This window comes from Shinella pollutisoli (assembly GCF_024609765.1).
GTDB classification, from domain to species: Bacteria; Pseudomonadota; Alphaproteobacteria; order Rhizobiales; family Rhizobiaceae; genus Shinella; species Shinella pollutisoli.
On the sequence record NZ_JANFDG010000013.1, the window covers coordinates 68636 to 89795 of the forward strand.

Below are 21160 nucleotides of genomic sequence, written 5' to 3' on the forward strand. Positions count from 1 at the left end.
CGGAACAGCATTGCGCATGAGCGATGCACCTTCGCGCGTCCGCGAGATCGGAAGCACTCACCAGCCCACGAAACCGGCGGTCGATTCTCCTGCTTCCGGTTCGCCTGAAAGCCTGAGGACCCAAGGCATAGGAGGCCTGACCGCTTTACTGACCGCTGGCTCTGACGGGCAATTGGACTCGGCTTCTCAGATGGAGCAAAGCCAAAAGGAGCAGATGCGGATGCAGCTCGACGCTATCAAGACGCTCGTCGAGGCATTGTTGAACGCATACCGTGAGATCAGAGATACCCAGGATCAGGCGAAATCGGACATCGTGCGGTCGGATATCCCTGCATACCTTGGAGCTTCAACGGCTCGTGACGAGGAAAACAGGACCTTTGTCCGAAACCTTGTCGACGCCAACAATCGTGGCATCGGCCAACTTGTCGACGCGGATCTGAACGAAGAGTCCTCCAAGCTGAAGGCTCTGCGTGTCCAGGAACAACTGGCCGTGCAGTCGTTGGGGATGGCGAACAACTCAACGCAGAGAAGCGTCCCACTCTTCCAGTAACTCGTCGACTGGTGGTTATTCGGCCCCTTTAGGGCGTGACAAAACCGGTGGGAAGACTGCGGAGACGGGCACTCATGCGCCCTGGTGGATCAGTCCGCGTGCGGCCGCTGCTCGGTGGGCCGCCGGTCGCCCTCCGCATCGACGATGCGGATCGGGCCGTACTCTGTCTCGAAGCCGAGCTTGACGCAGCGGCCCGATTTCTCGTCGACATGGATTGTGCCGACGCCTTCGATCTGGACCTGCTGTCCCACCTTGACGGTCAATCGCAGCATGCCGTGGCCTACTGCGCGAGATAGCGCTCGCGCGCCTCGTCGGACATCTTGGCAAGCGCGGCCTCGTATTTCTCGACGTCCTGGGTCGCGAGACGGTCGAGATAGGCGAACTCGCCGCCGTCGTCGGCATCCGTGATGTCGGACGTCGGCACGTTGGCCAGCGTCGGCGGGATCTCGCGCTTGGGCGCGGCCGGCTTCGGGTTCGGGTCCTTCGGCTTGGGCGCCGTGACATCGACGCCGAAGGCCTTGCGGACCTGGCCGGCGATCTGCTCGTGCGCGCGCTCCAGAAGGCGCGGGGACAGCGGGTCGCGCGACGACTGCTGGAGCTTGCGCAGGGTCTGGTCGAGCATGGTGTAGAGCGGCGATTCCGGATCGGCGTATTCCGGATGTGCTTCGAGAAAGCCCGGCACGGTTTCGGTCTTGTACCGACGGATTTCCAGATCGCGCTCGACATTCGCCGCGGTGCGCCGATCCTTGAGCTCGTCGAGCTCCTTCTCGATCGGCTTGAGCTTCTCGCGATACTCCTTCGCGGTCAGTTCCCCGTCATCGAATTGCTCGGCAAGCGCGTCACGCGCCTTGTCGAGCTCATCGATCTTCTGCCCGAGCTCGGGCGGCAGGATCCAGCTCGCCGCGCGCTCCTCCGGCTCCGCGACGGCCGCCGCGCCCGTATCCGCCGCCGCCGCCGCTGCCACTGCGTCCGCGGCTGCCGCTGCTGCCGCATCCGCACCGCCCGCGTCGGCGGACTGCTCGTCGGCCTCGTCGCCGCCGTCCGGCTCGCCGCTGCCGGCGTCGCCGCTCTCGGTTGCGGCCGCGGCTGCGCCGTCGTCGCTCTCGCCGGCGCCAGCATCGCTGCCGCCGTCCTCGTCGTCGCCGGCGTCATCGTCCAGCCCTTCATCGACGATCGCGTCGTCGAGCAGTCCCTGCCGTTCCTCTTCGGTCAGCAGGTCCAGATCATCATCACTCGGTTTGGGAGGCATCGTGCGTCCTTTCTCAGCCAAGGCCGATTGCGGTTTCGTGGGTGGGTTGGTCGGGTGGCGCAGCCTGCGCCGCCGCCTGTTGCTGCGCGGCGGCCTGCGTGGCGAGGGTCTTCATGGTTTCCTCGCCCTCGGTGCGGGAGACAAATCCCGCCTCGTGCAGGATGTGGTCGGCGATGTCGGCGAGCGAGGGTACGGCTGCGGCCGTGCCGGCCGCTTCCAATGCCGATTTCTGCGCCCCGACGTTCGAAAGCGCCGTTCGGGCCTTGATCTCGCCGGCCTGTGCCTGGTTCCTCGCCGCCTCCGCCTCCTTCTTGGCGATGGAGGCGAGCGCGTCGCGCAGGATGAGCTCCTGCTGTTGCTGGGCGGCCTGCGCCTTCGCGATATCCTCGGGGCTTTCGTCGGTCGCGTCCGGATCGCGCATGCCCGTCACCTGGCGGATGCGCTTGACGAGCTCGTCGCGCTGCGGGATGTCCATCGCCTCGACGATGAGGTCGAGCACGGCGACGGCGAGTTGCGGCGCCACGGGGGCGAGCTTGGCGAGCAGATCGAGCAGGCTGTCCACCTGCGCCTGCCGCACGCTGGCGCGCCAGTCGGCCTCGTCGATGACATAATCCGCCTTGGTCCGGACGATGTCGTTTTCGGGCAGCCCGTCGTTGACGGTGACGTATTCCGGCTTCCCGCGCATATTCGTGATCCGGAACATCTTCTGCTCCGACATGAACTGCTCGATGTTGGCGAGGATCTTCTCGCCGCGGAGCTGCTGGGCGAAGCGGTGATTGTCGAAGAGCTTGGCGGTGGCGAGCGCGCCCTGCTCCTGGCGTGCCTGGATCGCGACGCCGGACACGGCGTTCGTGCTGCGGCCGAGGTTCTCGTCCGTCACGCCGCCGACCTGCTGCACCATGTTGATGTTGCGCGACATCAGCTCGAGTTGCCATTGGCTCAGGTCGCGGTCGGCGTTGAGCTCCAGGTGCGACCCTCGCGTCTTGACGATGACGCCATCGGGGCGCGCGACCTCATCGAGGAACTCCTCGACCGTCGTGCTGGCGGGGATGGTGTCCTCGTCGATGACGACCTTGTTGGTCGACAGGATGTGCAACGCCTTGCTGGCCCGCTTGTTGATGTCGATCTGGATGTCGCGAACGTTGCGCACGAGCCCGTAGGGCATGCCGTCGCGGCCTCGGCGCTTGTTCCAGATGGGGGTGAAAGGAAACTGGTTGTGACGGTACGGCGAGGGAGAGAGCCAGAGCATACCGGCCGTCGTGAAGAGCGCGACATACATGCGCATGCCGGGCTTCTGGATGACTTCCCCGTCGCCCTGCTCGATCGCCTCCACATGGCCGCGCGAGAGCGGATCGAACAGCTCGCCGCCGAAGGTGCCGCCGGAAATCCGCTCGGCCGTCACGGGCATCCGCACCCACGCCTCGATGATGCGCACGCGCCGACGCTGATAGCCGGTGACGTTGTCGGACGTGTAGCTGCTGTGGAGGCCCTTGCCCTGGGCCTCCAGCTCGGGTCCGTCCATCGCCTCGTCGCCGTAGCCGTCGACCATGGCGAAGTTGTCCGCGTCGTCGACGCTGCGCTGAAGGAGCGAACGGCGCTTGGGGAAAAGGGCGCAGGCGACGTCCAGGTCGAGCCACTTGGACCGGAAAACATAGCGCGCGTCCGACAGCGACGGCTCGACGGAGGAACTGTCCCAGAGGATGTTGCGCCACGATTCATAGCGCGAGAAAAGCGGCTCGCCTTCCTCGTCTCCCTGATAGCCGTCCTCCATCCAGCCGATGCCGACTTTTGCCGCATCTTCGAACGCGCGCGAGACCGCGAAGGTGGAATGGTTGACGTCGGACAGGTACTTGAGCAACTCGCTCTTGCGCTGGGCGGGCTGCCCGTCCTCCTTGCGGCGCGGCAGCACCTTGAAATCCGTGCGGGCGCGCTTCTCCGTGCCGAGAACCCAATCGATCGAAGTCGCCGTGACGTTGAAGACGAGGGGGACCTGGCCGCGGCCTTCGACCTGCGCGGCATCCGCTTCATCCCACTGGATATTGTCGTAGATATCCTCGTCCTTGGCCATGTCGCGGCGGGATTCGGCCTGCCGATCCATCTCCCGCGTGTAGAGGCCGAGGAGATCGTGATGCAGGCGGACGTTCTTCGCGCTGTCGAGCGCATTTCCTGCCCGGCGCCGCGCCGGCGCCGGGCTGTCCGGCAGGGGGGACTTGTAGCGCTTCTTTCTGACGGATCCGTCGTCGGCGGCGAGGTCGAACATGCTATTCCTTCAGCTCGGTCTCTATGGTCCGGCCTGTTTTCGTGTCGACCATGGTGATTTCCGCCACGGTCTCGACGTCGTTGTTCTGATAGGGGGGGATCGACAGGAGGTCGCCGAGATGGTCTGCGATGAACATCGCGAGCCGGATGACGGTACGGGGGTTGTGCTCGTTGAGACCGAGGCAAGCCGCGAACTGATACGCGGTGCGAGCGGCTTCAGCGGGATCGCCGACTTCTTCCGACCAGATCCATGCACGGTCCATCGTGACCACGCACGGCGTCAGCCTGTCGTCATATTCCCTGTCCGCCGGAATAAGGACCATGCACGGACGGAAGCGGCCTTCCACCCGTAGCCAGGTGCCAATAGCGGTAACGCCGTCGCGGCGAAAAGTCCAGACGCGGCGCGAGAGGTCGAGATCGGGTGTCATGCTTTTTCTCCTGGTCTGGGGCGGGATAGGCGATGGATGCTGCCGGTGGCGCTGCTGGAATGGACGATGGCGGCTTGGACCGCGCCATAGGCGTCGGCGCCGGCATGGAGCGCGCCGAGTGCGACGGCGGCGGCGCCGCCGATCGCGAAATAGTCCGCGGTGTAGAGGGGCTCCTCGCCCCAGGCCGAGATGAGCGAGATGAGCCCTCCGGGCGAAACGACCATGACCACGAAGGAGGATTCCTGGCCCGGCAGCTTTTCCGCCATGGGCATCGGGCCGGGACGGCCGGTCTCCACCCATTCGATGAAGCGGGCACACTCCGGCGCGTGGCCGATGGTTCCGTAGAGCGTCCCGTCGGCGCCGATGGTGATCTTTCGGGAAAACGGATGCTTGGCGTCGCCGACCCAGCCGCCGGTGTCCGCCGCGATTACCCCGTTCCGATAGGCGATGATTGACATGTCTTCCTTTCCGGCGGCTCAGACCGCCATTCCAGAGCGGTTGCGTCGGCGCGGCACCGTGCTGCCCGTCGAAAGCGCGTGGCGGCGCACCATGTCGCTCGCCTGCGCCTTCTGGCGGATAGCGTCGGCGGCGTGCTGGTGGCCGTTCTTGGCGGGATACTCGGACCAGACGCCCATGCCCTGGTTCCAGGCCTTGCGGTAGTTCTCCAGATGGACGAGACCCGGCGAGCACTTCTCCTCGTCGAAGCAATAGGTCGCGAAATCGGCGCGCAGCTCCTGAATTCCGATCGCCACGAGGTCGGCGGTGCGCGGGACGATGACGATCTGGGAGAGCCCGAGGCCTTCGAGCATGTCGCGCGGCGTCTGCAGCGAGATCTGGCCGGGACGGCGCTGGTCGCCGTCGTGCGGCAGGTAGTGCCGGCCCCAGATATAGCCCTTGGCCTGCATCGCGCGGACGACGAAATCATAGGCCTCGTTGCTGCACTCGAAATAGTCGATGAAATGATCCATCGCGCCGACGGTCTGATGGAACCAGATGGCGATGTCGTCATCGACCCCGAGGTCCCAGAACGTGTTGACCGGAATCCCGGGCCGATAGGGGAAGCGGCCGATGCGGCTCTGCTGGCGCGCCGTCGTGAGCTGCTTGGCGAGATAGACGCCCTCGGTCGAGACCTTGAACGCCTCGTCGAGCGTCGTCGGATACTCCGACCACATCTTCTCTTCGTCGCCGCCGAAAGTGTTGTCCCGGGTCGAGACGTACCAGGCCCGCTTGCGGGCAGGGAGCGGGCGACCGATTTCCCGCTCCTTCTCGTCGAAATATTGGTGGTCCTTCGCCGTGATGATCACGCCCTCGGGGTCGAGCTCGTATTCATCGGCATCCCACCATGACGCGAAATGCAGCTTGTATTCCGCCTTCGTCAGCTTCTTGCCGGCCTCGGCATTCGCCTTCGCGGTCTGCACGATCTTGTAATACTCGCCGTCGCGGCCCTTGGCCGTCGATTCGATGACGGTGATGCCCGCTTCGGCCGCCGGCAGTGCGCCGGTGATGATCTCGTCGGCCTTCAGCGGTGACTGGAAGCAGATCACGCCGAATTCCGAGACGTGCAGCCAGGACAGCGTGGTGCCGCGCGCCGAGGTGGAAACCGTGATCGACGAGCCGTTGGAGAAGACCTTTTCGGTGACGTTGTCCTTCGTCAGCGGGATCAGGCGCCGCAGGAAATCGGGCAGCCGCTCGTAAGCGAACTCGATTTTTTCCCGCATGATCTTCGATGCGGTTACCTGGTCCTGGGCGATGATCGCCGCAGTGGTGTCCTGGTTGAACAGGCACGCGTCGAGCATCATGAGCTGGACGACGGTGCTGAACCCGCGCTGCCGCGCTTTCGGCACCACGTTGCGGTACCAGAGCTCGGCGATGAATTTTTCCTGCACCTCGTTCGGCTTGAACAGGACGGTTTTGCCCTGCTTGTCCTTGATGTAGTAGAGGTTCCGGATGCGCCAGTGCGGGTCCTTCAGCCGTTCCGTCAACTCGGCCCGGGAGAGACCTGCGAGGTGCTGGTAGAGCTGCTCCGCCATCACTTATCCACGGGCTTGAAGGTCCTGCCGCCGATCTCCTTGAGGAAATCGGCGAGCGGATCGTCTTCATCGACGCCATGCTTCAGGTTCTTGGTGTCGCGCCAGTCGGCGGCCTTCCGGTTCTTGAGCCAGAAAATCGCAGCCGTGGTGTCGGGCGGCACGTGCTGCATCGTCTCGACGCGCTGCACCACGCCGCCGGCGGTGACGATCTTCTCGCTGTCGAACGTGTACCCGGTCGCCCGCTTGAACAGGCTCTGCTCGACCAGACTGTCGGCCTCCTCCTTGCCGAGCCTGAGCGCCTCGGCGAACTCGGGATATTCGAGCTTCCAGCGGTGGATCGTGCGGACCGAGACGCCGAAGGCCTGCGCCACGTCGAGGTCGGTCGCGCCGAGCTTCGCCAGCCCCTTGGCGATCTCTACGTTGCGATCGTCCCACAGCGTCGGACGGCCGCCGGTGCGCGGGTCGCGTTCGAAGGCCCGGTCGAAGGCCGGATGCTCCTCGCGCCAGAAGGCGATGTCGTCGAGGTCGCAGCCCAGCGCCTCGGCGACCTGCTCGTCGCTGCCGCCGAGCGCCACGATCGTGCCGGCGGTGACGACGAAGCGTTCGTCCCACGGCGGCCCGTGGCGCACCGGCGGGGCGGTCTTGCCGATCTTCCGCGCGCGGCGCGTGGCGGGCTGCGGCTTGGCCTTCGGCGCGGCCTTGGTCCTGGCCTTGCCGGATTTGCCGGCGGGTTTCGGGGCGCGTGCCATCAGTGCCTCCGTTTGCGGTCGGCGATGAGGGCGTGCAGCGCACCCCGGCCGTCCCGCCGGGTTCGCTCGAGCGCGGCGACGAGGTGGTTCCCGTCGGATTGGTCGTGGCCCCCGCCTCCGACGAAATAGGCGCCGGCGGGCGAAGCGCCGATGTTGCGCGACAGCGGCGGCGGTCGATAGGGAACGGCGTCCAGCGCATGGTGGGAAAAGCCGGTCTCACCATGACGAGACCTATCCGTATTCCTATCTTTATATGGCTCTGGCTCTGGTATTACAGAGCAATTGCTGAGCAAATGCTTCGCGGCGGCATTGATTTTCCGTGGTTTTTCGGAAATTTCCGTGCCGTTGCCTTTGCGTTTTCCGCCACTTTCCGCGCGTTTTTTGGAGATTTTCAGCGCGTTTTCGATCTCGACCTCGCAGCGATGGTTGCTGATCTGGCCCCGCGGAGTGAGGTAGATTTTGCGCAGCTCGATCAACTGCGCGACGAGCTTCTTGGCGCGGTTCACCGTCACGTCGAGATGGCCGGCGATCCAGCGCTCGTTGAAATCGATCGGCCCGCCATGGTCGTAGATCAGGTCGAGCAGCGTCGTGTAGGCGCCGCGCTGCTCCAGCGTCAGGCCGCGGTAGCCCTGGAGCGCGTCGCCCTGATACCGGCGGTGATAGGGCATGGTGCGTCGGCTCATGGTGTCGTGCCTCCGGAAATCTGTGATGGCTGTGTCGGGCCGGTGGGCGGCGCGGCACCGGATTTGAGAGCGATCGGCGGGTCGGCCTCGGCGAAGGTCCGGGCGCGGAGCTGGCGGCAAACGGCCTGCGCGACCTCGCGGCCGCTCATGCCCAGCGCCATTTCCCGGATCATCGTGAATCGCGTCGAGCGCGCCGCGACGGGGACCCCGTGGCGATGGCATTCGTGCTGCAGTTCTGTGGCCCAGAGCATCTGGAGCAGGTCGCAGCTCGCCGGCGGCAGCTTCGGAAAGATGTCGCGCCAGGGATCGAACAGCCAGCACTCGCCTTGGCGATAGGTGAACCGGCCAAGCCGCTCCGGCGTGGGAAGAGGGGCAGGCGGCGGGAAGCGCCAGACGTGATCCCGCATGCCGAACTTCCCGAGGAAGAGCGGATGGTTGAGATCGATCTCGGGCGGGACGTCGTCGCGGTAGCAGGGCTCCCGATATTCGGCGAAATGCTTCTCATGCGCCGCGACGATGACGAGGTGGCAGCATTTCCGGAACGCGGTCCACTGCTCCTCGAGCCGCTTCAGCGTGTCCTTCTTCGACTTGATCTCGACGCCGACGATATGGTTCGTGGTCACAGCCGCAACGTCGATCCGGTTCGTGCCCTGTCCCGCCACGTTCAGCTCGTGGATGATCCTGGCGCCGGGCAGCAGCTCGCGCAGCCTGACGACGACTTCGTTGCGGATGGCCTGTTCGTCGAGGGAGCGCGTCATGGGCGTCTCTCCTCGCGAGGAGCCCAGACGAGCTGGGCATCGTCGAGCCATTGGCGCCAGACCCGCACGACGCTCGTCTTCGCGCCGTGCTCGTCGATCGCGTCGCCTTCGGCGGCGCGCCCATGCTTGAACGTCAGGTACCAACGCCAATGCGCGCAGATGGGGCAGGGCGGCACGACATAGCCGATCTCGACGCGGCCGACAGAGGCGACACGGCGATCGGCGGCATAGAGGGGCGCGCTCCACCGGATCATGCAGCGGCTCCTGCGAATGTGTCGAGCTGATCGCCGAAGGAGTGCCAGCCCTCGCGGCGTTGACGGGCAAAGACGTCCGCCCGGCGCGCATAGGGCATCACCTGATCGCAGAGCGAATAGAACTCGTCGGGCTTCCTGCTGTGTTCGCGGGCAATCCCGTCGAAAATGGTCTGGGGGATGAGAGACTGTTTCGGGTTCCCGAGAGTTGCGACCACGACGATCTCGCCGGTGGTGCGAACGCGGTAGCCCGTACCCATGCGGACCTTGCCGGATGGCGTCGTCTTCCGCCAGACAAGCACCGACTTGTATTCGAAGCCCCACGCGCGGACACAGTCGATGGCAAGCGGAAGCTGCGGCGCCGTAGCCCAGCAGTACAGAAGGCAATCCATGGATGCGAGCGAGCCGACGGGAAGGGCTTTGACGTCGTCATCCGTCATCAGCTTGTACTTGGAGAGCGCGGACTTCTTCGCGCCCTCCTTGCTGTAGAGGTCAAACCCCCACGGCGGATCGATCACGATCAGTTCGTAATGGAGCGGGAGGAGCGGCTCGAAGAACCAGGTCATACCGGTTCCTCCGCTTCGTATAGCTGAAGCTGGCGGGCTCGCGGCTGCTGCAACGCATCCGCCGCGGCGGGGTTGATCCAGAGCACCTCGGTCCGCTTTCTCGCGCCATCGGCGAGCGCGATCTTCTCGACGCGCATCCAGTCGCCGAGCTGCTCGTCATAGAGCGGCGCCGGGTAGCCTGAGAGAACGACCATTCCTTCGCAGTTCCGCAGGAAGTCGAGCAGCTCCGCGTGGTCGTGGTTGGTCATCTCGTAGCGGTACATCCGCCAGCCGAGGTCATACTTGTTCCCCTGAGCCCGCGTCTCGTGCATGTACGGCGGGTCGACATAGTGCAGCGTGTCGGGGCGGTCATGATGCGACATGACCTCGATGGCGGGGCGGTTTTCGATGACGACCTTCGAAAGCCGCTTGACCATCGCGCGCATCGCGTCGGGATAGTTGCCCCAGTCGTGCGCCGGCGTCGTGCCGCTCCGGGAGGATCTGGCCCGGAAGCCGGTGGAGCGATGCCCCTTTTTCGCGGAGGCGTGGGCATTCGATCCGAACCCCATGAAGGAGCGGATGATCAGCCGCCGGCACCGCTCGATGACATCGTCGGTCGGCTCGTATGCCTCCCGGAATTCGTCTCGGGCGAACGGCGTCAGGCGAAGAAGAGCCTCCAGCGTCGAGGCCCGCACTGGGTCGCGCAACACGCGGAAGAGGTCGACGACTTCCTGATCCAGGTCATTGTACACCTCCCCGTAGGAGATCGGTTTGCGCAGCAGCACGCTCGCGGCACCGCCATAGGGCTCGACATAGGTACGGTGAGGCGGGAAATGCTCGATGATCCACGGCGCGAGCCGCCACTTGCCGCCATGCCAGCGAAGAACGGGGCGCGTCAGACTAGACATGGCCGACGTCTCCCGCAGGATCGATCAGCCGATACCCCATGCCGCGCTCGTTGTTGATGGCGTAGCCGAACCGGCGGATTTTCCGCCGCAGCTTGCTGATGTGCGATTCCAGCGTGTTCGGCGCGGGCATCTCGTCGATCCAGTGGCCATAGGCGGCGACCATGAGGCTCGCCTTCGTCACAAGAGGCTTCGTCTGCAGATGCGCGAAAATGCGCGCCTCTGTGGCGCACAGCCCCCAGCCGGCAGGAGCCGAGAAGGCGCTCGGCGCAAGCGCCTCCAGAGCCTGCCGAAGGCGCTCGCGGAGAACGTCGATCTCGCGCTGTTGTGCCTCTACAAGGTCGCGGTCGTGGGTGTGGTTCGTTGCGCTCATGCCACCCTCGGCTCCGAGACGTAGCGGCACCGGTCTGCGAGGGAATATCCCTGCCCCCAGACCGTCGTGATTTCGATCCCGAACGGCTTTAGCTTCTTCCGCAGCTTGCAGACGAACACGTCGACGATCTTGGGTTCGGGAGCATCGTCGGGCCGGTCGCTGTAGAGCGCCTGCAGGATCATTTCCTTCGTCGCCTTAGCGCGTGTGGCGAGGCAGGCGAACACCCGCGCCTCCGATGAGGTGAGCTGCCATGCCATATCGATGGCGACGACAGAGGGGGAAAGCGCGTGCTCGAGCTGGCGCACTCGTTCCCGGAGCATCGCGATTTCACGCTGCTGGGCCTGCACCAGGTCATCCATGGCGCGCCTTTCTCCGGTTCATGAAGATGACCGAGGCATAGGCGCGCCAGAAGGGCACCTTGCGCTCGATGGAAAAGCGCTTCGCCTCCTTCTCCAGCGCGTCGGCCCGTGCGCTGATCACCATGCCGATGCGTTCCGCATCGATGTCGTCCTGGTATTCCTTGGCGAAGAGCAGGTGCTCCACCGCCTTGATCATGTGAGCCGGCACCGGCGCGGCACCGCTCGCACGGCACACCTCGAGTACCTTGCGCGCCCCGGCGGAGAAGCGCCGGTTAACGAGCGTGTTGATCGTTGAGATGGCGACGGTCTCGCCGGGGGCGAAGCGACCCATGGTCGGCGGGTTGCGCAGGATCGTGATGCCGGAGCGCTGGCACACCTGCTCGATCGTCAGCGCATCCTCGTCGCCCGCTGCCACCAGCGCGGTATGAAGCTGGGTCGGAGTGACCTGGATGCGGTCGCGGTTATGTCGGACGAAGGCGCCGGCGCGCAGTGCATGGCTCTCGGCCTTGACGACGAGGACCGGTATCGCCGGAATCCCGCCGTGCGTCGCTGCGCCGATGGCGGTGTGCTGGCCGTCGATAACCTCCAGCCGGTCCTCGACCTCCACCACCACCGGCGGCTTGTAGGCGGTCCAGCACCATTCGCTGACGATCTTGCGGAGCAGCTTCACCGACCTCTCGGAAAGGCCGCGCTGATAGCGATCGTCGACATAGAGATCGGTCGGGCATACCAGGCGCATCTCTGGCGGGCTGGTGGTGATGGTGCACGGCGTGATGTCGGGGAGATGCAGGGCGGATATCGGTCGCATGGGCTACACCTCCATCAGTTCGTCTGGCACGTTCCCCCGCTGGTCGATCGCCAGCGCGAGCGCGATGGGCCGCACCCAGATCGGCTGGTTCGACAGCACGAAGGTCTGTCCGGTCATTGCCAGGAGCAGCGTCGTCCCCATCACGCCGGCGATTGCCTCGGCCGCGTCGGGTGGCACCGCGTTGCCGATGCGCTCGCGCCACGCCGAATCGGACTGGCCGTCGAGGGTGAAAACCTCGTCCGGATCGACGAGGCTCTGCAGCGCGGCGAGCTCGAGCGTGGTGAACGGCCTGTGCCACGTCCCGTCGAGGGCGCGGATGACGGCGACGAGGCGGTCGCTCGGTGCCGGCAGGCTGTCAGTCGTGTCGCCGGCGCCGCCGCGGGGATCGGCGACGGACCAGGCGCCCCGGTCATACTTCCCGTATGCCGGCACCGCGCCGGAGTTTTCCTCCCACGGCACCACGCCGTAGTGCCCGCCGGTCTTGTAGTGCTCGCGGCTTCGGTTGAGCCCCACGGGACGCGGATCTGCTACGCTCAAGGCCCCGCCGGCGACATGGCAGGCGCCGGTGACTGTCTTGGCGTTGTCGTCCCAATCCGTGACGGCAAGGATATTCTGGTGCGTGCCGCGGCCATAGCCGGTGCGGGGATCAGCGACGGCACCGGCGCCGGAACCAAAGCGCGCGCCGGTGACGGTAGGGCCGTGATCCCGCCAGTCGGTGACGGCGAGCTTGTTGCCATGGGTGTCGTCGTCCCACGTTGTCCTCGGGTCCGCGACCGCGAACGCACCGTTGCCGGTGGTCGACGCCGCGATGACCGTTCCGGCCGCCTCCTCGTAAGCCGTCACCCGGTACTTGGTCTGCTTGTAGTCGTCGCGCGGCGCGGGCCGCGGATCGGCGACGGCGAGCCCGCCGGCGGGACCGCCGGGACCGGCCACTGCTGGCGCCGTGCCGTCCCAGGCGACGATCCGGTAGACATTGTTGAAGCGCGGCTTGCCTTCCATTCGCGGATCGGCGACCGAAAACGTGCCTTGCCCGGGCGATTTCACATTGATCACGGCACCGCTCGGGTCGTTCCATTCGCGGACGCCGTACTGGTGGTATTCGAGGCTGCCCTCCGGCGGGCGCGGATCGGCGACCGAGAACGACCCCGCCGACGGACGGCCGTTTGCGGTGACCGCACCGGACGGAGCGTCCCATTCGCGAACGCCGAGGCTGCCGTTGTGCGGCGTACCAAACTCGCGAGGGTCGGCTACCGAGAAGCGGCCCGTCGTCGCCCCGGCGTTCGCCGTCACCGTCCTCGATGTGTCGCACCAGGGCAGGACACCGAGGATATCGTCACGCCAGCCGCCGACGGGCAGTATCCCGAAATCCCGCAGCACGCCGTCCTCGACCGCGAGCTTGTTGAGCGAGCGCCAGTCCGCGCCGGCCTCGACGAAGGCGAGACGTACCCAGGTCTTCCATTGGAGAGCCGGGATGCGGTGCAGCGGGCCGCCGCGTGGGTCGCCGGGCAGGGGCAGCGTTTCGAGGATCTCGCCGACGCCGCGCAGCCGGCGCTTTTCCGGCTCGTAGAGGAACGGCGGCACGGTCTCCTCGTGTCGGGCGACGAGGAGGAACCGCTTGCGGCTCTGCCCCAGCCCGCCGATCTCGCCGCAATCGTGCGTCGTCTCGGCCACGGCATAGCCGTAGCTGCGCAGCAGCGCGACGATCTGGTCGAGCAGCCCGCGGCCGCGGGTCGCGATGCGCGGGACGTTCTCGAAGATGATGAGCTTCGGCAGCTTTTCCCGGAACGTCTCCAGCATGAGCCAGACGCCGCGCAGCGTCAGGCGGTTGAGCGCCTGGTATTTCGCGGTCTTCGACGACGATTCCGGAAGCAGCCCGGAGAAGCCTTTGCACGGTGCGCTGAGGAACACCATGTCGGGGAACTCGTAACGCGCGGCGCGGCGAATGTCGTCCGTCGTGGCGGGCTGCCAGCCGCGCGGCGGTGCGGCACCGTGAAACGCCCTATACTGATCCTCGTCGAACAGGTCGAGCAGTGTGCCGGGCACGCCGGCGAGGCGGGAGAAGTCGCGCACCGCGGCCGGATCGTTGTCGATCCCGCCGAGGCAGCGGAACGTGGCGCGCAGATTGCCCACGCGTGCCGAGCCCTTGTTGAAGCCCTTCGCCGCGGCGCCGAGGCCGGCAAAAAAATGGAAGTGCGTGAATTCCACCGTCGTCGGCGGAAGAGCGAGGTTCATGCTCGGCCCTCCGCATCCGTGGCCTTCGGCGGAAGAGCAGCCGTTATGCCCTGCATGGCCCCGCATTCCGCGCACGCGGCACGGCGGGCGAGTTGCGCTGCGACTGCGAGCGGCATCGGCAGGCGGGCGACCAGGAAGACGTGGCCGCAGCACGGGCATTTCCCGTAAAGTCCGTTCGCTGCCATGGCGTCATGCCTCCGCCGGCAGGTCGATCATGCCGAGGGCCTGGAGATAGGTGTCGAGGATCGCCTCCTGCTCCATCCGCTCGTCCTTGTCCTGCTTGCGTATCTGGACGACCCGGCGCAGCACGGCGGTGTCGAAGCCGACGCCCTTGGCCTCGCCGTAGACATCCTTGATGTCCTCGGCGATGGTCTTCTTTTCCTCCTCGAGCCGCTCGATTCGCTCGATGAAGGCGCGGAGCTGGTCGCGGGCGACGCCGTGGGCATCCGACATGGTCTATTCCTCCTGGGTTGGTGTCGCCTCGCGCAGGATTGCGACGGTGGCGGTTGGTCGACGCCGGAAGCGGCGTTCGTTGCGTTTCGCGCGCTGGCGCAGCTCGCGCTCGGAAAGGATGCGGAGCCGGTGCTCGTCATGGGCGAAGGGCGGGTAGACGGTGGTGATGACGCCGCTGGGCTGCGAGATCGCCACGGCGAAGGTGCCGTTGCTCGCCGAGCGGACGCCGAACCGGCTCGCGAAGCGGATGCCCGGCGTCCAGATCAGCCGGCGCACCTCGTCGAGCGTCAGTTCGGCGGCGCGGGCGTGGGCCTCGGCGCAGGCGCGCCCGCTGGCGTCGGAAGCCGGCAGCGCCACGCCGAGGATGCGCTCGCAATAGCGCACCACGGCGTGATAGCTGACGAGCTCGTGCTCCAGCGTCATGGCGCCCCCCGCTCGGCGCGCGGTTTCGCCCTCGCGCCCCATGGGCGCCGCCAGATCGTTCCCTCGACGGCGTCCTGTGCGGCACGGTCGTCCTCATCCGCCGGGATCGGCTGCATGGCCGGCCTCCTTCTGGAGCATCCATTCTTCGAGGCGGAGGAGGACGGCGAGTTGCCGTCGCGCCTTTTCGACGTCGTGCGGGGGCCGCTTTTTCGGACCCGACGCGAAGGTCTGGATCCACCAGCCCTTGCTGCGGCACATGCCGTGCAGAAGCTCGCGGGCCTCGGCCCGGCCGATGTCGAGCGTGCGGATGTCGTCGAACAGGGCGTAGAGCCGCCGCTCGCTTTCGTCCCGCAGGAGCGCGCTGACGGAAGTGGGGTTGCCGAACTTCGTCACATCGCACCGCCATAGGACTGACGCTCGGAGATCAGCTTGGCGACCTGCGCGTCGATCTCGCGCCGGCGCTGGGTGCGCACCGCCTCGGCGACCCATGGGGGCGGGGAGGCGAGGCAGGCGGCGAGCAGGGCCGGGCCGAAGGTCTGGATCAGGATGGAGAAGTGCTGCACCGACGGCTGTGACCGCCGGTGCAGCCAGTTTTCGACGCTGGCGGCGGAAATTCCGGTCGCCGCGGCGACGTGGTGCACCGTGGCGCGGGGATAGAGGCCGCGCAGGTGGCTGACGAAGCCGTCGACGTCGAAAAGGATTGCGGTTCGCTTGCCGCAACCCTGCGGATTTTTTCCTGCGGAGATACCGCGCATCCCCGTGCCATGTTGGAAGCACAGGGGGTCCTCTTCGTGGAAGCCGGAGAAGATATGCCCCTGGGCGGTGGGAGCAGGGGCGCGGCGGTGCGTGGGCAGGGCAATCAGGCGATGCTTGATGCGGACAGGGGTCGCGATCATGGCCTGCCACGCGCTCCGCAGGAAAGCGGAGAGCGACGACGGGCGCGGGCCGCGCGGAGCGGCACCGGCCCGTCGGGGCAAGAGGGGGGGCGGGGCGGACGCAATACCGGTCGCCCCGCAGCGAAGGCGGAGAGGGGCGGCGGAACCGCCTTCGCGAGGGAAATCTTTGTTGAGAAGTGCGAGCATGGCGGAGGGTGGCAGGGATGATGCGGTCATCACGACACCGCCGACATGGTGGAGAAGTCGAACATTTCGGGCGCCAGGGCGGTCCGCGGAATGCCGGTCACCTTCTCGATTTCGAGGATGGTGCGCACGTCGCGCGGCGCGCCGTCGCGTTCCCAGCGGAATATCGTCGTCTTGTCGTAGGGCTCGGGGAAGAGTTCGCCGAACTGCTTCAGCGTCAGCCGGCGGCTGAGCCGATAGGCGCGGATCGGAGATTCGGTCGGGTGGTGCGTCATGGCGCAGAAAGTTGCTTTAAACTCAACTTCTGTCAAGGGTCGATGTTGAGTTTGGCTCCAACGCGAAAAAATGTCGCGTCGACTAAAGTTGCGCCATGAGCAACCGCACCGACGACAGAACCGATCGCCGCCGCCATTTCATCCCGGAATGGGCGGCCAAGCGCGGCGTGAAACAGGCCGACATCGTGAGAGCGACCGGCGCCGACAAGGGCGCGGTCCATCGCTGGTTCGCTGAGGATGTCATCCCGACGGAGAAATACCTGAAGCCGCTGGCCGACTTCCTGGACGTCGAAGAGGTGGTCGACCTGTTCCGCGACCCCGACGACGACTGGATGGCGAAGATGTTCCGTGACAAGACGGAGCAGCAGAAGGAAGCGGCAATCACGATGCTGAGGCTATTCTTCGAGCAGCACGCCGATCCGGAACCTCCTGCGCGCTCGAGATCCGGAAGATAGTCGCGAGGCCTAGCGCTTTAGGCCTTCGATCGTCCGGGCGGCGAAAAGGCACACGTCCCGCGCCGTAGTGGTCAGGGTGAAGCAGTTCTTCATGGCTTCCGAGGAGAGATAGGACCGCCACCGGCGTCGGTATTCCTCTTCTGAAATGCCCAGGCGCTGGGCTTCTTTAGCGGCGAAAGGCACGAGCCGGTGCCTGATCGAGAGATTGTGCCTCGTCAGCTCCTCGGCTGAGAACACGTGTATCTCGTCCGGAAAGGTCTGGCTCGCGATTTCGATGACTTCCGCCGCTACGCCCATCTCGCGCACGAACGCCAGTAGCGCTCCCGTCGAGTATTGCGTGAATTTCTGGCTCTTTGTGTCCTCGGCGCCGCCATAGAACTGATGGACGCCGAGCGCTCCCTCGGGATAGACGAACCGTGTCTCTCCGCCCACGAATGCGAAGAAGCAGGCGGATAAGCACCGGTGGCCCGGCATGACATAGGTCGAGAAGCCGTAGAGCCGGAGGACCTGTCCCAGCATTACGCCGCCCCACAGGCTGCCGCCTGGCGAATCGAACGCGATGATACGCTCGTCGGCGAGCCCGCCGTGGAGGATGCGCTCGATGCGGTCGTGGTCATCCGGTTCGATGCTGCCGGAGGCAAGGATATAGGTGGTGCCCGACGGGGTGGTCGCCTGCTCGAAGTCGAGCGCATGCGCTGGTGTGACGGCGATAAGAAACGCGGCCGCCGCGCCGCGAAATGCATTCCCCAACATTGACATCCGATTCCGCTGCCCGCCCGCCCGCTGTCGATCGCGACAATAGCATATCGGCGAACCGTTCCCTGATACAGGCAAATCACGCACGCAGCGGCGTTGCGCCAGAAACGAGGATCTTGAGAAGTGTCGTCGGAGAAGTTGCGTTAAAAGCAACAAAGCCGCTTGACATTAGTTGAGTTATACGCAACTTTTCGCTTCATGGCCGCGTCGAAGCGAACTCGCCGCGGCGCCGCAATTTCTGGTCCGAAGGGGGAACCAATGCCTCACCTGCTGCTGCTTGCGGGAGCGATTTCGCTCGCCCTGATGTCCGCCGTCACCGGCACCGGCATGGACCGCTGCATGGAGCGCGCCAGCTTTGCCACCTGCCACCACGCGCTGAACCGGTGAGGCGGGCCATGACGCTCTGGACCTGCATCCACTGCGGCGCGGTCGAGCGCCTGACCTTCTTCCCCGACGGCTGCTCGTCCTGCGGCGGGCCGATGGAATCGGAAGACCGTCGCACGACGTTCGCCGAAGAGCCGGAAATCCCTTTCGAAGTCTACCACCTCGCCGCCGAGGGCGACGCCGCCGCGACGATCGACCTCTGGCACGCCGGTGCGCCCCGGTCCGCCTATCGCCAGGACGTGCTCGACGAGCTGCTGCTGCGCAACCGCCACGAACAGCTTGTCGCGCTCTTCGGCGAGGTCGCGTGATGGCGTCGTTCGGGCTCATCGTCGCGGCCGCGGCGGCGGCGCTCGCTCTCCACGAGGCGGCCGCGACGCTCGGCCGTCGTCGTCGCCGGCGCGCGTTCCGGCGGCTGTCGGCCCAGATCCGCCGCTGCGCGGAGACTTCCCCCATCCCCACCGCGCCCGAGGCGCCCGTCCAAGGAGACTGACCATGCTCGACAAGACCGAAACGATAAAGCGGGCCAACGCTGTCGATATCCATGTCGGCGGCCGCATCCGCCTGCGCCGCAAGCTGATCGGCCTGAGCCAGGAGAAGCTGGCCGAGCGTATCGGCGTGACGTTTCAGCAGGTGCAGAAATACGAGAAGGGCACCAATCGCGTCGGCGCGAGCCGGCTCCAGTCGATCGCCGGCGTTCTGAACGTGGCGCCGTCCTTCTTCTTCGAAGGTGCGCCCGGCGCCGACGGCGGCGCGAACGACGCGGGCGGAGAGGTCAACGACATCCAGCGGTTCGTCATGACCGGCGAGGGCATCCAGCTCTACCGCGGCTTCACCGCGATCAAGGACGCGAACACGCGCCACAAGATCCTCGGCCTGATCAAGGCCGTGGCACACCTCGGCGAGGAGGCCTGATCTGCTCTGGTTTCCGCCCGGCCCTTCCGGGCGGTTTCCCGAACAGATGGAGACCAGGATGAAGTTGATCCCCCATATAAAGGAAGGCGCGCGCGTCGCCCTTCCGTGCTGCCCGAAGGCCGTCGTGATCGGTATCGATCTCGGCACCGATGACGCGTCCAGCAAGACCTGGATGCGTGCCCGCCCGGACGGCAGCCTGGAAATCCTGCACGTCGAGACGGTGGTGGCCGTGCCGATCCTCGGCACGATCGGGGAGCGTGCTGCGCAATGAGCGATCTTGAGACGCCGTCCTTCACGCCGGTTCGCCTGAATATCGCCGCCTGCTCCGCACTGGCAGAAGGCCTGTGCCTTGCCGCGAAAAAGATGGGCTATTCGCGCCTCACGCTGCTTACAGCCGTGGCGATGATCTCCAACGGGCTATCCGGCGACGCTCTGGATGATGAGCTGGACGTCGAAATGCGGGCCTTTCTGGCGGAAAGGTTCGACGCCAGCGCGACGGCGCTGCGGGCTGGTTTGCAATGACCGACCGTCCGATGTGGTGCGACGACTTCGATATGGACCTGCCCAAGGTCGTTCCCGGTGCGCGCGAGGCGGTGGGCGCTGCGGGTGAGATCGTGCTGTTCACGCATGGCCACACGACGCACGACGCGCTGAACAGCCCGACGTGCTGGAACCACGACGACGGCCTTGTCGCCTTCGCCGGCTTCGCGTCGCCGCGGAAGCCCGCCCCCTACTGGACGCGCGATCCGATCGTGCGGTGCACGGGCTGGGAGATGTTCCGCGATCTCTGGTGCCACGGCTGCATGCTGTTGGTCGAGGGCGAGAGGGTCTGGAACTCCCAGCGTCTTTGGCCGGACTTCGAGGCGATCATGTGGAATGTCCGCGGCTGGGGCGACGTGTCGTCGCTCGCGGCACACCGGCGGCGACGCATGGCCGAGCTGCGTGCCCTCATTTCGATCCGCCGCGCGGCGCGGCGCCTTGTTGATCTTCATCGCCAGTTTGGAGGCACGCAATGACGGCATTCCCGTATCCCTTGGCATGGCCGGGCCATATCCCGCGATCGTCGACGCGAGAGACGGGCAATTTCCGCACGCAGTTGACCGGGGCGCTGAACAACGTGCGCAAGGAGCTTCAGCTCTTCAGCCGCGACAGCGGCAAGACCGTCACCGACGTCGTGATCTCGTCGAACGTGACGCTGGGTGAAACCAGGCCGAAGGATCCCGGCGTCGCGGTCTGGTTCCGCTGGGACGGAATGCAGCTCTGCATCCCGGTCGACCGCTACGCCTCTCCGGAGGCCAATTTGCAGGCCATCTATCACGTGCTCGATGCGCGCCGCACCGAACTGCGGCACGGGACGCTGGCGCTGATCCGCGCGAGCTTCGCAGGACTGAGCGCACTTCCTCCGCCCGGGCCAGCGGCGCGGAACTGGCGTGAGGTCCTCGGTTTCCTCGAGGACGACCGCCCCACCGAGCGGGACATCGATGTCGCGTTCCGCCGGCGCGCGAAGACTGCCCATCCCGACAGGCCCGAAGGCAGCCAGGACGCCATGACGGAGCTCACCGCAGCACGCGCGGAGGCGCTCGAATTCATCAAGGGCGACACGAAATGACGGATACGTCCGACCTGAAGCAGCGTTGGCGTGACGCCGACGCCGAGGTGGATCGGCTCGATGAGGAGCGTCACAAGCTTCTGGAGCCGACCGATCCCAGCTATTTCGCCGCGATCGAGCGCTTCCGGAAGATCCTGTTCGAACGCCTCTGCTTTCTCCGGGACCATCACGGCGAACCGACCGGCGCGAAGACCGATTGGGGTAGCGACGAGCTCTATAATCTGCCGCGCAATCTGAGCGCCGACTACGATCCGGATAGAGAGCTCGCCCGCGCCGCGAGTGAGGCCGGAATCCCCCGCCAGGCGTTTTCTTGGAAATCCTCGGTCTCCTTCTGGGACGATACCTGCGTGACGGCGAGGTTCGGATACGCCGCGCCGGACTTGCATCACTACCCCTTGTCGGGCGGCCGCTGGCTTATTTGCCGTCTCCACGGCGAGGACATGCCCACCATTGTTGCTGCGGTCGAGGCAGGGACGCTCGGCGGCCTCACCGTCGAGCCTGCTCCGGAGCGATTCTGATGACATATCCCGCTCTGGACTATCGATTTTCATCTTCCTCTGCATTGAGGCGTGCGGCCGCGATCGTACGGGATCTTGCCCTCGTTGACGAGGAGAACCGTAGCTTGCGGCACTGCC

Annotated in this window: 33 protein-coding genes; 11 read left to right on the plus strand and 22 right to left on the minus strand. The window is 65.9% G+C overall.

Annotated features, from left to right (window positions below; translation table 11 throughout):
* Positions 1–16: 16 nt before the first annotated feature.
* The gene (locus tag NNZ72_RS12220; protein WP_257315596.1) at positions 17–550 is read left to right on the plus strand and encodes a flagellin; all 534 of its coding nucleotides are present in this window, start codon (positions 17–19) and stop codon (positions 548–550) included.
* 89 nt (positions 551–639) lie between these two features.
* On the opposite strand, the gene NNZ72_RS12225 is transcribed toward NNZ72_RS12220, so the two are convergent.
* From NNZ72_RS12225 to NNZ72_RS12325, 21 genes are all read right to left on the minus strand, one after another.
* Positions 640–822 (minus strand): carbon storage regulator, encoded by a 183-nt coding sequence (locus NNZ72_RS12225; protein ID WP_257315597.1) that lies wholly within the window; start codon positions 820–822, stop codon positions 640–642.
* An 8-nt stretch (positions 823–830) separates the two neighbouring features.
* A complete protein-coding gene (locus NNZ72_RS12230; RefSeq protein ID WP_257315598.1) occupies positions 831–1820 on the minus strand; it encodes a hypothetical protein in 990 nt (329 codons plus the stop codon).
* Positions 1813–4059, minus strand: coding sequence for a portal protein (locus NNZ72_RS12235; protein ID WP_257315599.1), 2247 nt, complete (start codon positions 4057–4059; stop codon positions 1813–1815). Before NNZ72_RS12235 ends, NNZ72_RS12230 begins: the two co-directional genes overlap by 8 nt.
* A gap of 1 nt (position 4060) precedes the next feature.
* On the minus strand, positions 4061–4486 hold the full coding sequence (locus tag NNZ72_RS12240) for a hypothetical protein (protein WP_257315600.1): 426 nt from the start codon (positions 4484–4486) through the stop codon (positions 4061–4063).
* A complete protein-coding gene (locus NNZ72_RS12245; protein WP_257315601.1) occupies positions 4483–4944 on the minus strand; it encodes a hypothetical protein in 462 nt (153 codons plus the stop codon). The genes NNZ72_RS12240 and NNZ72_RS12245 overlap by 4 nt, the downstream gene beginning before the upstream one ends.
* Positions 4945–4962: 18 nt before the next feature.
* On the minus strand, positions 4963–6516 hold the full coding sequence (locus tag NNZ72_RS12250) for a terminase large subunit (RefSeq protein ID WP_257315602.1): 1554 nt from the start codon (positions 6514–6516) through the stop codon (positions 4963–4965).
* Positions 6516–7265, minus strand: coding sequence for a hypothetical protein (locus NNZ72_RS12255; RefSeq protein WP_257315603.1), 750 nt, complete (start codon positions 7263–7265; stop codon positions 6516–6518). Before NNZ72_RS12255 ends, NNZ72_RS12250 begins: the two co-directional genes overlap by 1 nt.
* Positions 7265–7948 (minus strand): DUF1376 domain-containing protein, encoded by a 684-nt coding sequence (locus tag NNZ72_RS12260; RefSeq protein ID WP_257315604.1) that lies wholly within the window; start codon positions 7946–7948, stop codon positions 7265–7267. Before NNZ72_RS12260 ends, NNZ72_RS12255 begins: the two co-directional genes overlap by 1 nt.
* The gene (locus tag NNZ72_RS12265) at positions 7945–8706 is read right to left on the minus strand and encodes a hypothetical protein (protein ID WP_257315605.1); all 762 of its coding nucleotides are present in this window, start codon (positions 8704–8706) and stop codon (positions 7945–7947) included. Before NNZ72_RS12265 ends, NNZ72_RS12260 begins: the two co-directional genes overlap by 4 nt.
* Positions 8703–8960 carry a hypothetical protein gene (locus NNZ72_RS12270; RefSeq protein ID WP_257315606.1) on the minus strand — a complete coding sequence of 86 codons (258 nt, stop codon included), beginning with the start codon at positions 8958–8960 and terminating at the stop codon, positions 8703–8705. The genes NNZ72_RS12265 and NNZ72_RS12270 overlap by 4 nt, the downstream gene beginning before the upstream one ends.
* Entirely contained in the window at positions 8957–9523 is a 567-nt protein-coding gene (locus NNZ72_RS12275; RefSeq protein ID WP_257315607.1) for an MT-A70 family methyltransferase, read from the minus strand. The genes NNZ72_RS12270 and NNZ72_RS12275 overlap by 4 nt, the downstream gene beginning before the upstream one ends.
* A complete protein-coding gene (locus NNZ72_RS12280; protein WP_257315608.1) occupies positions 9520–10410 on the minus strand; it encodes a DNA adenine methylase in 891 nt (296 codons plus the stop codon). Before NNZ72_RS12280 ends, NNZ72_RS12275 begins: the two co-directional genes overlap by 4 nt.
* The gene (locus NNZ72_RS12285; RefSeq protein WP_257315609.1) at positions 10403–10780 is read right to left on the minus strand and encodes a helix-turn-helix domain-containing protein; all 378 of its coding nucleotides are present in this window, start codon (positions 10778–10780) and stop codon (positions 10403–10405) included. Before NNZ72_RS12285 ends, NNZ72_RS12280 begins: the two co-directional genes overlap by 8 nt.
* Complete coding sequence (locus NNZ72_RS12290; RefSeq protein WP_257315610.1) at positions 10777–11139, minus strand: helix-turn-helix domain-containing protein; 363 nt, start codon at positions 11137–11139, stop codon at positions 10777–10779. The genes NNZ72_RS12285 and NNZ72_RS12290 overlap by 4 nt, the downstream gene beginning before the upstream one ends.
* Positions 11132–11947 (minus strand): DUF6551 family protein, encoded by an 816-nt coding sequence (locus NNZ72_RS12295; protein ID WP_257315611.1) that lies wholly within the window; start codon positions 11945–11947, stop codon positions 11132–11134. Before NNZ72_RS12295 ends, NNZ72_RS12290 begins: the two co-directional genes overlap by 8 nt.
* A gap of 3 nt (positions 11948–11950) precedes the next feature.
* The gene (locus tag NNZ72_RS12300; protein WP_257315612.1) at positions 11951–14179 is read right to left on the minus strand and encodes a DNA cytosine methyltransferase; all 2229 of its coding nucleotides are present in this window, start codon (positions 14177–14179) and stop codon (positions 11951–11953) included.
* A gap of 189 nt (positions 14180–14368) precedes the next feature.
* Positions 14369–14632 carry a DUF2312 domain-containing protein gene (locus NNZ72_RS12305; protein WP_257315613.1) on the minus strand — a complete coding sequence of 88 codons (264 nt, stop codon included), beginning with the start codon at positions 14630–14632 and terminating at the stop codon, positions 14369–14371.
* 3 nt (positions 14633–14635) lie between these two features.
* A complete protein-coding gene (locus NNZ72_RS12310; protein WP_257315614.1) occupies positions 14636–15055 on the minus strand; it encodes a hypothetical protein in 420 nt (139 codons plus the stop codon).
* A gap of 93 nt (positions 15056–15148) precedes the next feature.
* Entirely contained in the window at positions 15149–15448 is a 300-nt protein-coding gene (locus NNZ72_RS12315) for a hypothetical protein (protein WP_257315615.1), read from the minus strand.
* Positions 15445–15951: a hypothetical protein gene (locus tag NNZ72_RS12320; RefSeq protein WP_257315616.1), complete on the minus strand. Its 507-nt coding sequence runs from the start codon at positions 15949–15951 to the stop codon at positions 15445–15447. Before NNZ72_RS12320 ends, NNZ72_RS12315 begins: the two co-directional genes overlap by 4 nt.
* Positions 15952–16166: 215 nt before the next feature.
* Positions 16167–16409 carry a helix-turn-helix domain-containing protein gene (locus NNZ72_RS12325; protein WP_257315617.1) on the minus strand — a complete coding sequence of 81 codons (243 nt, stop codon included), beginning with the start codon at positions 16407–16409 and terminating at the stop codon, positions 16167–16169.
* A gap of 95 nt (positions 16410–16504) precedes the next feature.
* Between NNZ72_RS12325 and NNZ72_RS12330 the strand changes: the two genes are divergently transcribed.
* Positions 16505–16864, plus strand: coding sequence for a helix-turn-helix domain-containing protein (locus NNZ72_RS12330; protein WP_257315618.1), 360 nt, complete (start codon positions 16505–16507; stop codon positions 16862–16864).
* Between the two features lie 9 nt (positions 16865–16873).
* On the opposite strand, the gene NNZ72_RS12335 is transcribed toward NNZ72_RS12330, so the two are convergent.
* Positions 16874–17617 carry a COG3904 family protein gene (locus tag NNZ72_RS12335; RefSeq protein WP_257315619.1) on the minus strand — a complete coding sequence of 248 codons (744 nt, stop codon included), beginning with the start codon at positions 17615–17617 and terminating at the stop codon, positions 16874–16876.
* Positions 17618–17878: 261 nt separating this feature from the next.
* On the opposite strand from NNZ72_RS12335, the gene NNZ72_RS12340 reads away from it, so the two are divergent.
* Genes NNZ72_RS12340 through NNZ72_RS12380 form a run of 9 tightly spaced genes read left to right on the plus strand, consistent with a single transcriptional unit; the run spans position 17879 to position 21043 of the window.
* Complete coding sequence (locus NNZ72_RS12340) at positions 17879–18007, plus strand: hypothetical protein (protein WP_257315620.1); 129 nt, start codon at positions 17879–17881, stop codon at positions 18005–18007.
* Between the two features lie 8 nt (positions 18008–18015).
* Positions 18016–18312: a hypothetical protein gene (locus tag NNZ72_RS12345; protein ID WP_257315621.1), complete on the plus strand. Its 297-nt coding sequence runs from the start codon at positions 18016–18018 to the stop codon at positions 18310–18312.
* Positions 18312–18494, plus strand: coding sequence for a hypothetical protein (locus NNZ72_RS12350; RefSeq protein ID WP_257315622.1), 183 nt, complete (start codon positions 18312–18314; stop codon positions 18492–18494). The genes NNZ72_RS12345 and NNZ72_RS12350 overlap by 1 nt, the downstream gene beginning before the upstream one ends.
* A 2-nt stretch (positions 18495–18496) precedes the next feature.
* Positions 18497–18916 carry a helix-turn-helix domain-containing protein gene (locus tag NNZ72_RS12355; protein WP_257315623.1) on the plus strand — a complete coding sequence of 140 codons (420 nt, stop codon included), beginning with the start codon at positions 18497–18499 and terminating at the stop codon, positions 18914–18916.
* Between the two features lie 58 nt (positions 18917–18974).
* Positions 18975–19187, plus strand: a complete 213-nt coding sequence (locus NNZ72_RS12360) for a hypothetical protein (RefSeq protein WP_257315624.1) — start codon at positions 18975–18977, stop codon at positions 19185–19187.
* Positions 19184–19438: a hypothetical protein gene (locus NNZ72_RS12365; protein ID WP_257315625.1), complete on the plus strand. Its 255-nt coding sequence runs from the start codon at positions 19184–19186 to the stop codon at positions 19436–19438. The genes NNZ72_RS12360 and NNZ72_RS12365 overlap by 4 nt, the downstream gene beginning before the upstream one ends.
* A complete protein-coding gene (locus NNZ72_RS12370) occupies positions 19435–19932 on the plus strand; it encodes a hypothetical protein (protein WP_257315626.1) in 498 nt (165 codons plus the stop codon). The genes NNZ72_RS12365 and NNZ72_RS12370 overlap by 4 nt, the downstream gene beginning before the upstream one ends.
* Positions 19929–20525 (plus strand): J domain-containing protein, encoded by a 597-nt coding sequence (locus tag NNZ72_RS12375; protein ID WP_257315627.1) that lies wholly within the window; start codon positions 19929–19931, stop codon positions 20523–20525. Before NNZ72_RS12370 ends, NNZ72_RS12375 begins: the two co-directional genes overlap by 4 nt.
* Complete coding sequence (locus tag NNZ72_RS12380; RefSeq protein ID WP_257315628.1) at positions 20522–21043, plus strand: hypothetical protein; 522 nt, start codon at positions 20522–20524, stop codon at positions 21041–21043. Before NNZ72_RS12375 ends, NNZ72_RS12380 begins: the two co-directional genes overlap by 4 nt.
* Positions 21044–21160 lie beyond the last annotated feature (117 nt).

Coding starts and splice junctions, on each gene's coding strand:
- NNZ72_RS12270 (WP_257315606.1), bottom strand. CDS start 8,960: ATGATCCGGTGGAGCGCGCCCCTCTATGCCGCCGATCGCCGTGTCGCC.
- NNZ72_RS12275 (WP_257315607.1), bottom strand. CDS start 9,523: ATGACCTGGTTCTTCGAGCCGCTCCTCCCGCTCCATTACGAACTGATC.
- NNZ72_RS12360 (WP_257315624.1), top strand. CDS start 18,975: ATGAAGTTGATCCCCCATATAAAGGAAGGCGCGCGCGTCGCCCTTCCG.
- NNZ72_RS12310 (WP_257315614.1), bottom strand. CDS start 15,055: ATGACGCTGGAGCACGAGCTCGTCAGCTATCACGCCGTGGTGCGCTAT.
- NNZ72_RS12280 (WP_257315608.1), bottom strand. CDS start 10,410: ATGTCTAGTCTGACGCGCCCCGTTCTTCGCTGGCATGGCGGCAAGTGG.
- NNZ72_RS12370 (WP_257315626.1), top strand. CDS start 19,435: ATGACCGACCGTCCGATGTGGTGCGACGACTTCGATATGGACCTGCCC.
- NNZ72_RS12350 (WP_257315622.1), top strand. CDS start 18,312: ATGGCGTCGTTCGGGCTCATCGTCGCGGCCGCGGCGGCGGCGCTCGCT.
- NNZ72_RS12330 (WP_257315618.1), top strand. CDS start 16,505: ATGAGCAACCGCACCGACGACAGAACCGATCGCCGCCGCCATTTCATC.
- NNZ72_RS12375 (WP_257315627.1), top strand. CDS start 19,929: ATGACGGCATTCCCGTATCCCTTGGCATGGCCGGGCCATATCCCGCGA.
- NNZ72_RS12295 (WP_257315611.1), bottom strand. CDS start 11,947: ATGCGACCGATATCCGCCCTGCATCTCCCCGACATCACGCCGTGCACC.
- NNZ72_RS12285 (WP_257315609.1), bottom strand. CDS start 10,780: ATGAGCGCAACGAACCACACCCACGACCGCGACCTTGTAGAGGCACAA.
- NNZ72_RS12355 (WP_257315623.1), top strand. CDS start 18,497: ATGCTCGACAAGACCGAAACGATAAAGCGGGCCAACGCTGTCGATATC.
- NNZ72_RS12260 (WP_257315604.1), bottom strand. CDS start 7,948: ATGAGCCGACGCACCATGCCCTATCACCGCCGGTATCAGGGCGACGCG.
- NNZ72_RS12265 (WP_257315605.1), bottom strand. CDS start 8,706: ATGACGCGCTCCCTCGACGAACAGGCCATCCGCAACGAAGTCGTCGTC.
- NNZ72_RS12300 (WP_257315612.1), bottom strand. CDS start 14,179: ATGAACCTCGCTCTTCCGCCGACGACGGTGGAATTCACGCACTTCCAT.
- NNZ72_RS12325 (WP_257315617.1), bottom strand. CDS start 16,409: ATGACGCACCACCCGACCGAATCTCCGATCCGCGCCTATCGGCTCAGC.
- NNZ72_RS12290 (WP_257315610.1), bottom strand. CDS start 11,139: ATGGATGACCTGGTGCAGGCCCAGCAGCGTGAAATCGCGATGCTCCGG.
- NNZ72_RS12365 (WP_257315625.1), top strand. CDS start 19,184: ATGAGCGATCTTGAGACGCCGTCCTTCACGCCGGTTCGCCTGAATATC.
- NNZ72_RS12345 (WP_257315621.1), top strand. CDS start 18,016: ATGACGCTCTGGACCTGCATCCACTGCGGCGCGGTCGAGCGCCTGACC.
- NNZ72_RS12240 (WP_257315600.1), bottom strand. CDS start 4,486: ATGACACCCGATCTCGACCTCTCGCGCCGCGTCTGGACTTTTCGCCGC.
- NNZ72_RS12250 (WP_257315602.1), bottom strand. CDS start 6,516: ATGGCGGAGCAGCTCTACCAGCACCTCGCAGGTCTCTCCCGGGCCGAG.
- NNZ72_RS12235 (WP_257315599.1), bottom strand. CDS start 4,059: ATGTTCGACCTCGCCGCCGACGACGGATCCGTCAGAAAGAAGCGCTAC.
- NNZ72_RS12380 (WP_257315628.1), top strand. CDS start 20,522: ATGACGGATACGTCCGACCTGAAGCAGCGTTGGCGTGACGCCGACGCC.
- NNZ72_RS12245 (WP_257315601.1), bottom strand. CDS start 4,944: ATGTCAATCATCGCCTATCGGAACGGGGTAATCGCGGCGGACACCGGC.
- NNZ72_RS12225 (WP_257315597.1), bottom strand. CDS start 822: ATGCTGCGATTGACCGTCAAGGTGGGACAGCAGGTCCAGATCGAAGGC.
- NNZ72_RS12255 (WP_257315603.1), bottom strand. CDS start 7,265: ATGGCACGCGCCCCGAAACCCGCCGGCAAATCCGGCAAGGCCAGGACC.
- NNZ72_RS12335 (WP_257315619.1), bottom strand. CDS start 17,617: ATGTTGGGGAATGCATTTCGCGGCGCGGCGGCCGCGTTTCTTATCGCC.
- NNZ72_RS12305 (WP_257315613.1), bottom strand. CDS start 14,632: ATGTCGGATGCCCACGGCGTCGCCCGCGACCAGCTCCGCGCCTTCATC.
- NNZ72_RS12340 (WP_257315620.1), top strand. CDS start 17,879: ATGCCTCACCTGCTGCTGCTTGCGGGAGCGATTTCGCTCGCCCTGATG.
- NNZ72_RS12320 (WP_257315616.1), bottom strand. CDS start 15,951: ATGATCGCGACCCCTGTCCGCATCAAGCATCGCCTGATTGCCCTGCCC.
- NNZ72_RS12220 (WP_257315596.1), top strand. CDS start 17: ATGAGCGATGCACCTTCGCGCGTCCGCGAGATCGGAAGCACTCACCAG.